Source organism: Salana multivorans (assembly GCF_003751805.1).
Taxonomy (GTDB): domain Bacteria; phylum Actinomycetota; class Actinomycetes; order Actinomycetales; family Beutenbergiaceae; genus Salana; species Salana multivorans.
The window spans coordinates 249,044-262,889 of sequence record NZ_RKHQ01000002.1; the positions used below are offsets into that span (position 1 = coordinate 249,044).

At 73.7% G+C, this 13,846-nt stretch carries 13 protein-coding genes and 1 tRNA gene; 6 read left to right on the plus strand and 8 right to left on the minus strand.

Annotated elements, in window-relative coordinates; all coding sequences use genetic code 11:
• Positions 1-77: 77 nt before the first annotated feature.
• The 5 genes from EDD28_RS13380 to aceE all read right to left on the minus strand — a co-directional run bounded on the left by EDD28_RS13380 (position 78) and on the right by aceE (position 6,557).
• Positions 78-326, minus strand: coding sequence for an acyl carrier protein (locus tag EDD28_RS13380; RefSeq protein WP_123740283.1), 249 nt, complete (start codon positions 324-326; stop codon positions 78-80).
• 87 nt (positions 327-413) lie between these two features.
• The gene (locus EDD28_RS13385) at positions 414-1,442 is read right to left on the minus strand and encodes a beta-ketoacyl-ACP synthase III (RefSeq protein WP_123740284.1); all 1,029 of its coding nucleotides are present in this window, start codon (positions 1,440-1,442) and stop codon (positions 414-416) included.
• A gap of 70 nt (positions 1,443-1,512) precedes the next feature.
• Complete coding sequence (locus EDD28_RS13390) at positions 1,513-2,448, minus strand: ACP S-malonyltransferase (protein ID WP_123740909.1); 936 nt, start codon at positions 2,446-2,448, stop codon at positions 1,513-1,515.
• Positions 2,449-2,509: 61 nt separating this feature from the next.
• The gene (locus EDD28_RS13395) at positions 2,510-3,688 is read right to left on the minus strand and encodes a PucR family transcriptional regulator (protein WP_245968085.1); all 1,179 of its coding nucleotides are present in this window, start codon (positions 3,686-3,688) and stop codon (positions 2,510-2,512) included.
• A gap of 118 nt (positions 3,689-3,806) precedes the next feature.
• Positions 3,807-6,557, minus strand: a complete 2,751-nt coding sequence (gene aceE, locus EDD28_RS13400) for a pyruvate dehydrogenase (acetyl-transferring), homodimeric type (RefSeq protein ID WP_170169497.1) — start codon at positions 6,555-6,557, stop codon at positions 3,807-3,809.
• A 269-nt stretch (positions 6,558-6,826) separates the two neighbouring features.
• On the opposite strand from aceE, the gene EDD28_RS13405 reads away from it, so the two are divergent.
• The 6 genes from EDD28_RS13405 to EDD28_RS13430 all read left to right on the plus strand — a co-directional run bounded on the left by EDD28_RS13405 (position 6,827) and on the right by EDD28_RS13430 (position 11,389).
• Positions 6,827-7,252 (plus strand): DUF3052 domain-containing protein, encoded by a 426-nt coding sequence (locus EDD28_RS13405; protein WP_123740285.1) that lies wholly within the window; start codon positions 6,827-6,829, stop codon positions 7,250-7,252.
• Between the two features lie 8 nt (positions 7,253-7,260).
• A complete protein-coding gene (locus tag EDD28_RS17500; protein WP_281272591.1) occupies positions 7,261-7,746 on the plus strand; it encodes a redoxin domain-containing protein in 486 nt (161 codons plus the stop codon).
• Positions 7,743-8,894: a CPBP family intramembrane glutamic endopeptidase gene (locus tag EDD28_RS13415; RefSeq protein WP_123740287.1), complete on the plus strand. Its 1,152-nt coding sequence runs from the start codon at positions 7,743-7,745 to the stop codon at positions 8,892-8,894. The genes EDD28_RS17500 and EDD28_RS13415 overlap by 4 nt, the downstream gene beginning before the upstream one ends.
• A gap of 98 nt (positions 8,895-8,992) precedes the next feature.
• Positions 8,993-9,066 (plus strand) — tRNA-Val (locus EDD28_RS13420).
• Between the two features lie 106 nt (positions 9,067-9,172).
• Positions 9,173-10,960 (plus strand): lipase family protein, encoded by a 1,788-nt coding sequence (locus tag EDD28_RS13425; protein WP_123740288.1) that lies wholly within the window; start codon positions 9,173-9,175, stop codon positions 10,958-10,960.
• A gap of 57 nt (positions 10,961-11,017) precedes the next feature.
• Entirely contained in the window at positions 11,018-11,389 is a 372-nt protein-coding gene (locus EDD28_RS13430) for a nuclear transport factor 2 family protein (RefSeq protein ID WP_123740289.1), read from the plus strand.
• Between the two features lie 70 nt (positions 11,390-11,459).
• On the opposite strand, the gene EDD28_RS13435 is transcribed toward EDD28_RS13430, so the two are convergent.
• The 3 genes from EDD28_RS13435 to EDD28_RS13445 all read right to left on the minus strand — a co-directional run bounded on the left by EDD28_RS13435 (position 11,460) and on the right by EDD28_RS13445 (position 13,845).
• The gene (locus EDD28_RS13435; RefSeq protein ID WP_123740290.1) at positions 11,460-12,113 is read right to left on the minus strand and encodes a hypothetical protein; all 654 of its coding nucleotides are present in this window, start codon (positions 12,111-12,113) and stop codon (positions 11,460-11,462) included.
• Between the two features lie 45 nt (positions 12,114-12,158).
• On the minus strand, positions 12,159-13,013 hold the full coding sequence (locus EDD28_RS13440) for an SDR family NAD(P)-dependent oxidoreductase (protein ID WP_123740291.1): 855 nt from the start codon (positions 13,011-13,013) through the stop codon (positions 12,159-12,161).
• Positions 13,014-13,122: 109 nt separating this feature from the next.
• Complete coding sequence (locus tag EDD28_RS13445; protein WP_123740292.1) at positions 13,123-13,845, minus strand: YoaK family protein; 723 nt, start codon at positions 13,843-13,845, stop codon at positions 13,123-13,125.
• Position 13,846: the final 1 nt, after the last annotated feature.

Consider the following 13,846-nt stretch of genomic DNA (forward strand, 5'->3'; position numbering starts at 1 on the left):
GTCGAGAGTGTCAGGTCAGGGTGACGAGGTGCCTGCTGGGGCCCCGGTCGGGGCCCCAGCGGCAAGGACGCGCTGGCTCAGGCCTGGGCGCCGACGATGAAGCTGACGGCGTCGCCGACGGTCACGAGGTTCTTGACCTCGTCGTCCGGGATGGTGACCTCGAACTTCTCCTCGGCCTGCGCGACGATCGTCATCATCGACAGCGAGTCGATGTCGAGGTCGTCCGTGAAGGACTTGTCGAGCTCGATCGAGTCGACCGGGAGGCCCGTCTCCTCGTTGACGATCTCGGCGAGGCCGGCGAGGACCTCATCGTTGTTCAGAGCCATGTTCTCTCCTTGTAGTGGTGCACCGCGGGTTCTCGCGGCACGGTCGAACGGTCTAGCTGTCGAGCGGATGCTACGGGGACAAGTCTCTCAGGGCAGGACGACGACCTGCGCCGCGAAGGCCATCCCGGCGCCGAACCCGATCTGCAGGGCGACCTGGCCCGAGCGGGCCTGCCCCTCGCGCAGCAGGCGCTCGGTCGCGAGCGGGATCGAGGCGGCGGACGTGTTGCCCGTCTCGGCGATGTCGCGGGCGACGACGACGTCCTCGCGCAGCCCCAGCATCTTCACGACCTGGTCGGTGATCCGCATGTTCGCCTGGTGCGGGATGAACACGTCGACGTCCTCGAGCGAGAGGCCGGCCGCCTCGACGGCGCGACGCGCGATCTCGGGGACGTTCGAGATGACCCACTTGAACACGCTGGGTCCCTGCTGGCGGATCGTCGGCCACTCGGTGGCGATCGTGTCGGCGACGGCGTCCTCGTGCGTCTCGCCGCGCAGCTCGAGCCAGGTCCGCGTCTGGTGGATCAGCCCGGCGAGCGTGCCGTCGGCCCCCCACACCGTCGGGCCGATGCCCGGGGTGTCGGACGGGCCGACCACGGCGGCGCCGGCACCGTCGCCGAGCAGGAACGAGATGGAGCGGTCGGTCGGGTCGATGTAGTCGCTCATCCGCTCGACGCCGACGACGAGCACGTGCCGCGCCTGGCCCGAGCGGACCAGGGCGTCGGCCTGGCCGACGCCGTAGCAGTAGCCGGCGCAGGCGGCCGAGATGTCGTACGCGGCGGCGGGCGTCGCGCCGATCTCGGCGGCGACCCGGGCCGCGAGGGCCGGCGTCTGCTCGAAGTAGGTGACCGTCCCGAGCAGGACGACGTCGATCTGGTCGGCCGTGACCCCGGCCGCCTCGAGCGCGTCGTTCGCTGCGGCGACCGCCATGTCGAGGATCGACGTCTCCGGGTTCGCCCGGCGACGCGTCCGGATCCCGGTGCGCTGCTGGATCCACTCGTCCGAGGAGTCGATCGGGCCGACGATCTCCTCGTTCGGCACCACGCGCTCGCCGCGGAAGCCGCCGACGCCGAGGATGCGCGTCCCGGCAATCGGCTGGATGGGGGTGATCGTCGTCATGACTCGGTCCTCGATCGGGTACGGGGGAGGTCGGGTGCTGCTGGATCGGATCGTGCGGTCGGTCGCGTGCTCAGCCGTGCTCGGCCGCGTGCTCGGCGACGAACGCGCGGGCGGCGTCGATGTCGTCCGGACCCTTGATCGCGAGCCGGGCCACGTCCGGAAGCGTACGCCGCGCGAGGCCCGTGAGGACGCCGCCGGGCGCGAGCTCGAGGATGCCCGTGACGCCGAGCTCGGCCAGGCGCTCCTGGCACAGGTCCCACCGCACGGGGGAGGTGATCTGCGACGCGAGCCGGCGCAGCGCCTCGGCCGCGTCCGTGACGACGGTGCCGTCGGCGTTCGACAGCAGGGCGACGCGCGGGTCGTTCGCCGGCCAGCCCGTCACGATGTCCTCGAACGCGACGCGGGCGCTGCCCATGAGCGGGGTGTGGAACGCGCCGGCCACCTGGAGCGGCATGATCCGCGCCTTGGCCGGCGGGGCGTCGACGAGCGCCGCGATCGCCTCGTGGGCGCCGGCCGCGACCACCTGGCCGCCGCCGTTGACGTTCGCCGGCCAGGCGCCGGCGGCCGCGATGGCCGCCTCGACCTCGTCGCTGTCGCCGCCGAGCACCGCCGCCATCCCGGAGGGGTTCTCGGCCGCGGCCTGCGCCATGAGCGCGGCGCGGCGCGAGACGAGCGCGACCGCCTCGTCGTCGGCCATCATCCCGGCGGCGGCGACGGCGCTGAACTCGCCGACCGAGTGCCCGGCGACGACGCCGGCGACCTCGGCGACGTCCCGCCCGTCGAGGACGGCGCGCAGCGCCATGAGGGACGTCGCGACGATGAGCGGCTGCGCGATCGCGGTGTCCCGGATCGTGTCGGCGTCACTCGTCGTGCCGTGGCCGACGAGATCGATCCCGCTGGCCCGGGCGGCGGCGGCGAGGTGGTCGGCGGCGCCGGGGACCTCGAGCCATGCCGTGAGCATGCCGGGGGTCTGGGCGCCCTGGCCGGGCGCGACGATCGCAAGCATGGTGACAAGCATGCCGGTCCCCGGACCCCCGAACCGGGTCACGACGACGACGAACCCGTCCTCACGACTTTGTAGGAAACCTACGGATCTGGGCGGGCTCGCGCAGGCGGCCGAGCACGAGTGCGATCTGCAGCACAAAACCCTCGCGCGCATCGGTCGGGTCCCACCCCGAGAGCTGCGCGATCCGGCGCAGCCGGTAGCGAACGGTGTTGGGGTGGACGAACAGCGCGCGGGCCGCCGCCTCGAGCGAGCGACCCGACTCCAGGTAGGACGCGAGCGTCTCCACGAGCGGTCCGGACGCCGCGGCGAGCGGCGCGTACACGGTCGTGCGCAGCACCTCGACGGCCTCGGTGTCGCCGGACAGCGCGCGCTCCGGGAGGAAGTCGCTCGCCTGCGCCGGGCGCGGGGCGTCGGGCCAGCCGCGAGCCGCCGCGAGGCCGGCGAGGGCGCCGCGCGCCGACTGGCTGGCCTCGAGCACGGTCGGCACGACGGGGCCGAGCACGACGGGGCCGTCGCCCAGCAGCGGCACGAGCGAGGTCGCGGCCGCGCGCAGGTCGCCCTGCCCGCCGAGGACGAGCACGACGCGGTCCCCGTGGATGCCGACGAGCGCGTCGCCGGCGGCCCGGCGGGCGGTGCGCCGCAGCTCGACCGAGCTGTCCTCGGCGCTCGGCAGGGCGCCGGCCACGACGACGACGGGGGTGGTCGCGTCCCAGCCGAGCGTCGCGAGCCGGGAGCGCAGGGCGTCGTCGTCGTCGCCGCGCAGGATCGCGTCGACGGCGAGCGCCTCGGTCCTGGCGTCCCACGCGCCCCGCACCTCGGCGGCGCGCGCGTAGACCTCGGCGGCCGAGAAGGCGACCTCGCGGGAGTAGATGAGGACGGCCTCGCGCAGCTCGGACTCCCGCTCGCCGGAGGCGATCTCGCTCGTGTGGGCCTCGACGACCTCGACCAGCAGCCGCACGAGCGACAGCGTGTGCTGCAGCGACATCGAGCGGATGAGCTCGGGCGGCGCGGCCCGGAAGATCTCCGAGGCGTTGTACGTCGTGGGCGCCGGGTTCTCGTACCAGTCGATGAACGCGCTGATGCCGGAGGCCGCCACCAGCCCGATCCACGAGCGGTCCTCGGCAGGCAGCGCCCGGTACCAGACGGACTCGGCGTCCAGCCGCTTCATCGCCGCCGCGGTGAGGAGGTCGCTGCGCTGGCGCAGGCGCCGGATCGTCTCGGCTTGGGCCTGGAGTCTCACGGGCCGAGCCTACGCGTCGCCTTTGTGGGAGTGCCACAAGTCGGACGGAATGCGAACGCGCCGCACCCCGGGTGGGGTGCGGCGCGTTCGGTGACCGCTCGGCGGTCGGGACCGGTGGTTACGCGTCGCCGCCGGCGGAGCCGGTCGTGCCGGCCGTGACGTCGAGCAGGCGGTACTTCTCGACGGCCTGGGCCGGCACGTCGGCCGCGACCTGGCCGCGGCGGGCGAGTGACTGCAGCGCCTTCGTCACGACCGACTGCGTGTCGATGAGGAAGTGACGGCGCACGGCCGGGCGGGTGTCGGACAGACCGAAGCCGTCGGCGCCGAGCACGGCGTAGTCGCCCGGGACCCACTGGCGGATCTGGTCGGCCACGAGGTGGTCGTAGTCGCTCGTCGCGATGAACGGACCCTCGGCGTCGGCGAGCTTTCGCGTGACGAACGGCGTGCGGACCTCGCGCTCGGGGTGGACGAACGCGTCCCGCTCGGCGGCGAGCGCGTCGCGACGCAGCTCCGACCAGGACGTCACGGACCAGGCGCCCGCGCGCACGCCCCAGTCCCGCTCGAGGATCTCGCGGGCCTCGAGGATCCACGGGACCGCGACGCCGGACGCGAGGAGCTGGACCACGGGACCGTCGCCGTCCTGCGGGGCCTGGATCTGGTAGAGGCCGCGCAGGATGCCGTCGACGTCGACCCCCTCCGGCTCCGCCGGCTGGACCATCGGCTCGTTGTACACGGTGAGGTAGTAGATGACGTCCTCGGGTCGGGCGTCGCCGAGGATGCCGCGCCCGTCGTTGCTGCCGTACATGCGCTCGATGCCGTCGCGCACGATGTGGCGGATCTCGTACCCGTAGGCCGGGTCGTAGTGGACGACGGCGGTGTTCGTGCCGGCGATGAGCGGGGAGTGCCCGTCGGCGTGCTGGAGGCCCTCGCCCGTGAGCGTGGTCCGTCCGGCGGTCGCGCCGATGAGGAAGCCGCGCGTCATCTGGTCGCCGGCTGCCCAGAACTGGTCGCCCGTGCGCTGGAACCCGAACATCGAGTAGTAGATGTAGAACGGCACGAGGACCTCGCCGTGCGTGGCGTAGGACGTGCCGACCGCCTGGAACGCCGAGGCGGAGCCGGCCTCGTTGATGCCGGTGTGCATGATCTGCCCGGCCGGGGACTCCTTGTAGCTGAGCATCAGCTCGCGGTCGACGGCGAGGTAGTTCTGGCCGAGCGTGTTGAAGATCTTCGCGGACGGGAAGATCGCGTCGAGACCGAAGGTGCGGGCCTCGTCCGGGATGATCGGGACGATCCGCCGGCCGAAGTCCTTGTCCTTGACGAGGTCCTTGAACAGCCGGACGAACGCCATCGTCGTGGCGACCTCCTGCTGGCCCGAGCCCTTCGCGAGCATCGAGTACGCCTTGTCGCCGGGCAGCGTCACCTCGGTGAAGGTGGAGCGGCGCTCGGGCTGGAACCCGCCGAGCTCGCGGCGGCGCTCGAGCATGTACTTGATCTCCTCGGCCTCGAAGCCGGGGTGGAAGTACGGCGGGAGGTAGGGGTTCTCCTGGAGCTGCGCGTCCGTCAGCGGGATCTCGAGCGCGTCGCGCAGGAGCATCGCGTCCTCGGGCTTGAGCTTCTTCATCTGGTGCGTCGCGTTGCGGGCCGCGAAGTGCGGGCCGAGGCCGTAGCCCTTGACGGTGTGCGCGAGCACGACGGTCGGGCGGCCGGTCGTCTCGACGGCGGCCTTGTAGGCGGCGTAGATCTTGCGCGTGTCGTGGCCGCCGCGCTTCATGGCCCAGATGTCGTCGTCGCTCAGGTCGGCGACCATGGCCTTGGTGCGCGGGTCGCGACCGAAGAAGTTGTCGCGGATGAACGCGCCGGACTCGGCGCGGTACGTCTGCATGTCGCCGTCCGTCGTCGTCGACATGATGTCGACGAGGGCGCCGTCGGTGTCCCTGGCGAGCAGGTCGTCCCACTCGCGGCCCCACACGACCTTGATGACGTTCCAGCCGGCGCCGTGGAAGAAGCCCTCGAGCTCGGTGATGATCGAGCCGTTGCCGCGGACCGGGCCGTCGAGGCGCTGGAGGTTGCAGTTGACGACGAACGTGAGGTTGTCGAGCTTCTGCTGGGCGGCGAGCTGGAGCATGCCGCGCGACTCGGGCTCGTCCATCTCCCCGTCGCCGAGGAAGGCCCACACGCGCTGCTGCGAGGTGTCCTTGATGCCGCGCAGGTGCAGGTACTTGTTGGTCCAGGCCTGGTAGATCGCGCCGGACGGGCCGAGGCCCATCGAGACGGTCGGGAACTGCCAGAAGTCCGGCATGAGGCGCGGGTGCGGGTAGGAGGGGAGCCCGCCGGCCGGGTGGCTCAGCTCCTGGCGGAAGCCGTCGAGGCGGTCGGCCGAGAGGCGACCCTCGAGGAACGCGCGGGCGTACATGCCGGGGGAGGCGTGGCCCTGGAAGTAGATCTGGTCCCCGCCGCCCGGGTGGTCCATCCCGCGGAAGAAGTGGTTGAGGCCGACCTCGTACAGCGTCGCGACGGACGCGTAGGAGGAGATGTGGCCGCCGACGGCGATCCCGGGGCGCTGGGCGCGGGTCACCATGACGGCCGAGTTCCAGCGCAGGTAGTCGCGGTAGCGGTTCTCGATCGCCTCGTCGCCCGGGAACTCCGGCTCGTCCGCGACGTCGATCGTGTTGATGTGCGGCGTCGTCACGACGTTCGGCACCTGCAGCCCGCGCTTCGTCGCGTGCGTGAGGACCGAGGAGACGACGCCGGCGGCATGCTTCTCGCCCCGGGCGTCGACCATCGCATCGAGCGACTCGAGCCACTCGTTCTGCTCCTCGACGTCCTCGACGACGCCGACGCCCTCGGCCTTGGAGTCACCTGTGGTCACAGTGCTACCGCTCCCTTGCTATCAGTCACGACCGCGTCGGGCAGGAGCCGCTGGTCGACGCTGCCGCGGGTCGGGGCGCGCGATCGTGGGCACGCCACTGTCAGCCTACCCACGCCGGGGCTCGTTCTCGGACCCAGGAGCCGAATGTGACGGTAGTCTCCGGGGAGCATGTGACGCACGGCACCGCGGGTGTCCCGCGGCACGCGACACGGCTGGCCGGGCCGCAGGCCCGGCAGCGGACAGACGGCACAGACACGAAGGGGCAGGGAGTGACAGGGACGACGAGCCCGGCGGGCTCGGAAGCCGCGCGGTTCGGTTTCACCGAGGGACAGGTCATCCAGGAGTGGGGCTACGACGACGACGTCGACGCGGCCCTGCGCGAGGCCATCGAGGACCTCGGGGTCGAGCTGGTGGACGAGGACTACGACGACGTCACGGACTCGGCCATCGTGTGGTGGCGCTCCGACGACGGCGACTCGACCGACCTCGAGGACCTCCTGGTCGACGTCGGCGCCGCACTCGACGACGGCGGTCTCGTGTGGCTCCTCGTGCCCAAGGCGGGGCAGCCGGGTCACGTCGCCCCGTCCGAGCTGGGCGAGTCGGCGCGCACCGCCGGCCTGCAGCCGACGTCCTCCATCGCCGCCGCGCCGGGCTGGCTCGGCATGCGGCTCGTCGCCAAGGGGCGAGGGCGCTGAGCCTCGCGATCGGGCGGCCCGCGCCCGAGCTCTCCCTGCTGGCGCCGTTCGGGCTGCCGCTGGAGTCGGCCGACCTGCGCGGCGCACCCGCCGTCCTCCTGTTCGTCCCGGGGGCGTTCACGCCCGTGTGCACGCAGGAGGTCGTGACGCACGCCGCGCTCGACCTCGGGTCGGCGCGGCTCGTCGTCGTCTCGTGCGACTCCGCCCCCGTCCTGGACGCGTGGCGCGCCTCGCTCGGCCTGCCGGACGTCGAGGTGGCCTCGGACTTCTGGCCGCACGGCGAGGTGGCGCGCGCGTTCGACGCCTTCCACCCGCACAGGGGCACCGCGCGGCGCCGGACCGTGCTGATGGACGAGGACGGCGTCGTCCGGTGGATCGCCGACTCGGCCGGGGGAGTGGCGCGCACGCCCGAGCACCTGGCCCTGGCCGTCGACGCGCTCCGCGCCGGGGCGACCGGCGTCGACGCGGCGACCGACGGTAACGTGACGACGTGACGACTCCCGCCGCACCGCAGTTCCCCGTGTACCCCGCGGGCACGAGCCCGGCCCCGCCGCGCAGGGCGCGCGGCGCCGAGCTACCCGCCGGGTATCCCGAGGCCGCAACGCCCTACGAGCGGCTCCCGCGCACGCTCGCCGGCTACACCTGGTGGCGGCTCGCGCTCGCGATCCTCATCGCGATCGCGGTGTTCGGCGTCGGGCAGGTGCTCGTCCTGGTTCCGATGATGATCGGTGACCCGAGCGGGCTGCTCGGGCTCGAGCAGCGCCTCGCCAGCCTCGACGCGCTCGACGTGCCGATGCTCGTCGTCGCGCTCGCGTCGCTCGCATTCATCATCCCGGGCGTGTGGTTCGGGATGTGGGTGATGCGCCTGCGGCCGGCGTGGATCGTGTCGAGCGTCGTGGGGCGGCTGCGCTGGCGCTGGATGCTGCGCTGCGGCCTCTACGCGGTCGTCATGATCGTCGTGTCGATCGGGGCGAGCATCGGGGTCGGCCTCCTGGCCGGCGACGAGCTGACGCCCGACTGGACGCCGCTGTCCCGGCTGTGGCTGCCGCTGCTCGTCATCGTGCTGCTCGTCCCGTTCCAGGCGGCCGCGGAGGAGTACGCGTTCCGCGGGGTGATGGTGCAGGCGCTCGGGTCGTGGCTGCCGCGACGCTGGTGGGCGCGCGTCGTCATCGCGCTCGTGACGACGGGGCTGTTCGTCTCGGGCCACATGTACGAGCTGTGGGGGCTGCTCGACGTCGGCATCTTCGGGCTCGCCGCGCTGTGGCTGGTGCTGCGGACGGGCGGGCTCGAGGCGTCGATCGCGCTGCACGTCGTCAACAACGTCGTCGTGTTCGGGCTCATGGCGAGCGGGGTCTGGGGCACGACGGTGCAGAGCGCCGACGGCGGCTCCCTGATCGGCGTGCTCATCAGCGCCGTCACGACGATCGGCTACTGCATCGCCGTCGAGCTCACCGCGCGGCGGTGGCGGATCGCGCGGACCTCGCCGTGGCCCGAGGCCGGGTCAACGCAGGCGCCCGCGCTCCCGCTGCCCGTGACGCTCGTCCCGGTGGCGCTGGTCACGGCGGACGGCGTGGTCGACGGTCTGGTCGGGAGCGGTGGGGCCGGCGGTGGTCGGGGGCACGTGTATCCGCCCGAGCGGTAGGTCCAGCGCCCGGGACGACGCGGGCGCGATCCATGGCGGCGGCCGGCTGACGGGCGATCGGCCCGACGGCGCGGTCGCTACGATGGTGCGCCGTACCGGGGCCTATAGCTCAGCTGGTCAGAGCGCCGCGCTTACACCGCGGAGGTCGGGGGTTCGAGCCCCTCTGGGCCCACCGTGCATCGTCGGCTCAGGTCGGCGACGGCACCTCGGGCTCATCGCCGGAACCACGGTCGTGGGCGGTGGCGGGTGCCGGGACGTGACCGCCTAGCATCGGGACCGTGACGACGCACGCTGCGGACGGCCTCCCGCCCGGACCGACGGGGGACCGGAACGCCGTCTGGCTGACCGCGGCTCGCGTGGTCGTCGGGCTGCTGGGCGTGCTGCTCGGCCTCGTCCTCGTGACGCGGCCGCTCACGTCGGTGAGCCTGCTGCTGCTCGCGCTCGGGGTCGGACTGATCGTCGCCGGCGTGATCGAGGCGCTGCGCGGGAACGACGACGCGGGCGGCGCGCCCCGGCACCGCTGGGTCCGCCGGCTGCTGGCGGCCCTGCTCGTCGTCGCCGGCCTCGTCGTGCTGTTCCTCCCCGGCCTCGGCCTCCGGCTCACCGTGCTCCTGGTCGGTCTGCTGCTGCTCGCTCAGGGCGTGCGCGAGGTCCTCACCGGGGCGCTGTCCCGCTCGCTGGGCGCCCGCGACCGCGTCGCGACCCTGCTCAGCGGGGCCTCGGCGATCATCTTCGGCCTGCTGGCGCTGACCTGGCGCGACGTCACGGTGCTCGTGCTCGGCCTCGCCTTCGGCGCCTGGCTGCTCGTGCGCGGGGTCCGGCTGCTCGTCGAGACCGTCGGCCCGCGGTGGCTCGGCCGACCGCGGGAGGGCCGAGCGTCCCGCGGCCGTCCCCGGATCGTGCTCGCGGCGTCCTCCCTCGTGCTGGCCCTCCTGCTCGCCGCCGTCGGCGGCCGGCTCCTCGGCACCCCGCACCCGGACGACTTCTACACGCCGCCGCTCGACGTGCCCGAGGCGGCGGGCGTGCTGCTGCGCGCCGAGCCGTTCACCCGCGCCGTCCCCGACGGTGCGACCGCCTGGCGCATCCTCTACACGACGACGCGCGACGAGGGGATGCCGGCCGTGGCGTCCGGCCTGGTCGTCGTGCCCGACGGGGCGCAGGCGGCTCCGGTCGTCGCCTGGGACCACGGCACGACGGGCGTGGCCGTCGGCTGCGCACCGACGCTGCTGGCGGACCCGCTCGCCTCGGGCGCGATGCCCGACCCGGCGGCGGTGGTCGATGCCGGCTGGGCGATCGTCATGACCGACTACATCGGCCTCGGCGCCGACCCGCCGCACGAGTACCTGGTCGGCCAGGGCGAGGCCCGGGCGACGCTCGACGCGGTCCGCGCGGCGCACCAGCTCCCCGACGCCGGCCTCGGCGATCGGACCGTCGTCTGGGGTCACTCCCAGGGCGGCGGCGCCGCGCTCTGGACGGGCGGTGTCGCCCCCGGGTACGCGCCCGAGCTCGACATCGTCGGCGTCGCCGCGATGGCCCCCGCCGCCAACCTTCCGGCGATGATCGACGCGCTCGCCGGCGACACCGCCGGCACGCTCGTCGGCCCGCTCGTGCTCGCCGGCTTCGCGGAGCGGTACGACGACGTCCGCGTCTCCGACTACCTGCGTCCCGAGGCCACGCTGCTGTACGAGGAGACCCTCGCGCGCTGCTGGAGCGACCCCGCGATGCTCGTCTCGGTCGTCGGAGCCGTCGCGATCGACCGCCCGATCTGGCGGACCGACCCGAACGCGGGACCGCTCGCGCAGCGGCTGGAGGAGAACGTCCCGCGGCTGCCGATCGAGGCGCCGCTGCTCCTCGCGCAGGGGCTCGCCGACACGCTCGTCCTGCCCGACGCGCAGCGCGCGTACGTCGAGGAGCTGTGCGCCGCGGGGCAGGCGGTGGACTACCGGACGTACGAGGGGCAGGACCACGTCGGCGTCGTCGGGCCCGACTCGCCCCTGCCCGGCGAGCTCCTGCGGTGGACGGCTGACCGGTTTGCCGGCCTGCCGGCCGATGACACCTGCCCCTGACGGGCCTCGCGCGCCCGTCCCGCGCTGGCCGCCGTGCCCCGTCGATACAGTGACGCGATGAAGGCTGTCGAGGCGCTGTCCGGGCTCATGACCGCGATCGACGAGCGCCGGTGGGCGGACATGGCGGCGTACCTGCACCCGGAGTTCCGCTGCCGCTACAGCCACACCGGCGAGGTCTTCACGGCCGAGGAGTGGATCCGCCTCAACGCGGAGTACCCGGGCTTCGATCACCTGACGGTTCGCCAGCTCGTCGGCGACGACACCGCCGCCGCGTGCCGCGCGCACGTCACGGGCGAGGGGGAGACGGGCCTGAGTCACTTCGAGTGCGCCACCTTCATCACCATGGCGGACGGGCTCATCCGGGAGATGACCGAGGTGTGGGCGGACGTCGCCCAGCAGGCACCCCCCGGAACGCGTCCCGCCTCCTAGCCCACCGAACGCACCCCGGGCAGGCCCGTCCCCGCCGAGCGTGGGCCGAGGACTCGCGCCGCCGTCTTACTCAGGACCGGGCGCGCGCGATCGCCTGGCGGAGCGTCTCGGCCACCCTGTCGGCGCCGTACGTCCGCGCCTTCACCACGCGTCCGCCCACCCGCATCGCGACGATCCTCGTGACGACGCCCGGCAGCACCTCGACCGCGGCGACGTGCCGCAGCTGCACGGACAGGTCGAGTGTCCCCGACTGCACCGCGCGGTTCATCCCGTTGGCCCGGAAGTCGACGGTGCGATCGGTGACGATCAGCGTGCCGCCGACCCACAGCCCCCCGTAGGCGGCCCGGAAGACGTCGATCACCACCTCCGCCGGGGTCGTGTCGACGTCGACGACGTCCAGCGCGACGCCGAGGGCCGGAGGCAGGTCGAGCTGGGCATCCTCGACGAGCAGGTTCGCCACCTTCCGCAGCAGGACCGTCGGCTCGGCCGTGGGCGGCGTGACGACCGGCGGCCCGGCGACGCGGGCCGCCCCGACGGACGCGTCGTCGTCCCAGAACACCCAGCCCGGCGGTGCCGGCGGCCAGGACGGGTCGGGTCGCCACCCGGCGGGCGGCTGCCAGCCGGGTGGCGGTGAGGGCCACCCCGGCGGCGGGTTGAACCGCGGCACCGCGGTCAGCCCCGGCTTGGTCGAGGGCGGCGGGGCACCGCCATCCACGTCGTCCACGTCATCCGCCCATGGTGGCGAACCGCGCCCCGGGGCGGTAGCCCCTCAGGCGGTGACGTTGGCGCTGTCGCCGCCGGTGGCCGCGAAGCTGGTGCCGCTGACCATCCGGGCCTCCTCCGACGCGAGGAACACGACGAGCGGAGCGACGTCCTCCGGCTCGACCCACGGCACGCCGAGCGGCAGCTTCCTGCGCTGCGCGTCGGCCGCCGTCCGCTCGTCCCGCTCGACGTCACCGGTCGGCTCGTTGCCGCCGGAGCGGATGATCTGCGCGTAGCGGTCCTCGTGCCGGGTCAGCTTCGTGTCGATGAGGCCGGGGATGACGGCGTTGACCGTGATGCCGTACCGCCCGAGCTCGAGGGCCGCCGACTTCATCAGTCCGATGAGCCCCCACTTCGACGCCGAGTAGCCGGAGCCGTCGAGGGTGCCGTGCTGCCCCTGGGTCGAGGAGGTGATGATGATGCGGCCGCCGCCACGCTCGACCAGCAGCGGCGCCGCCACGCGGAGGACGTTGGCGGTGCCGGTGAGGTTGATGTCGATCTGGTCGTGCCACAGCTCGTCGGTCATCTCCAGCAGCGGCGCGAAGCCCTGGATGCCAGCGTTTGCGAACACGACGTCGACACCGCCGAACCGCTCGACGACCCGGGCGAACGCCTCGCGGATCGCGGCCGTGTCCCGCTGGTCGACGACGACGGCGAGCCACTCGCCGCCGGCCTCCTCGACGAGACGACCGGTCTCGGCGAGGTCCTCGGGCGTCGCGGGCTCGTAGTCCATCGCCGCGCTCGCCAGCGCCGCGATGTCGGCACCAGCGACCCGGTACCCGGCGCGGGCGAACGCGACCGCGCTCGCCCGTCCGATCCCGCGCGCTGCCCCGGTCACCACGACGACTCGACCCTCACCCATCGCGGGCTCCTCTCTCGGTCCCTGCCCGTCCACCGTAACCCCGGCGAACCTCACGACGGCTGACGCGGCGGCCCGGCCGTCGCGCCGGAGCCGTCGGCCCCGTCGGCGCTCACGAGCTCCGCGCCCGCGCGAGCGCGCCGGCGCCGAGCGCCATGAGCACGCCGCCGACGAGCAGCGCACCGGCGCCGGACCACGAGCGCACCAGGACCGCGCCGAGCGCACCACCCGCCGCCATGGACGCGATGGCGCCGACGCGGCGTCCCCAGCGCTCACCGACCCCGCCGGCGAGCTGGCTGTCGAGGGCGAGGTTCATCAGCGTGCTCGTGATGACCACCGTCGTGACGTCCGGGATGCGCGCGCCCCGGGCGGCGATCGCCTGCATCCCCATCGCTGCGGCGAGCAGCGCCGTCAGGCCGAGCAGCAGCCCACCGGTCGGCGTCCCCAGCAGCAGCCAGGCCATCCCGAGCCCGAGGATCGCGACGGCCGTCAGGGTGAGGATCAGCACGTGCGCCGTCGGCAGCCGGGTCCGGTGCGCCCGGCCACGCACGAGCCGCCCGGCCACGGTCGCGCCTGTGAGGAACCCCGCCAGGGCGACCGCGTTGTTGAGCAGCGGGACGCCGCCCGCGCCGGCCAGCCCGAACCCGACGAAGAGCACGTTCCCGGTCATGTTCCCCGTGAACACGTGGTCGAGCGCCAGGTAGCTGACCGCGTCGACCACGCCCGTGGCCACGGTCAGCGCGAACAGGCCGACCAGGTAGGGCGCGTCCCGGTCCCCGGCCGTCGGCCGCGGTCCGCCGCTCGCTCCGGGCTCCGCCTCGTCCGTCCCGGCCATC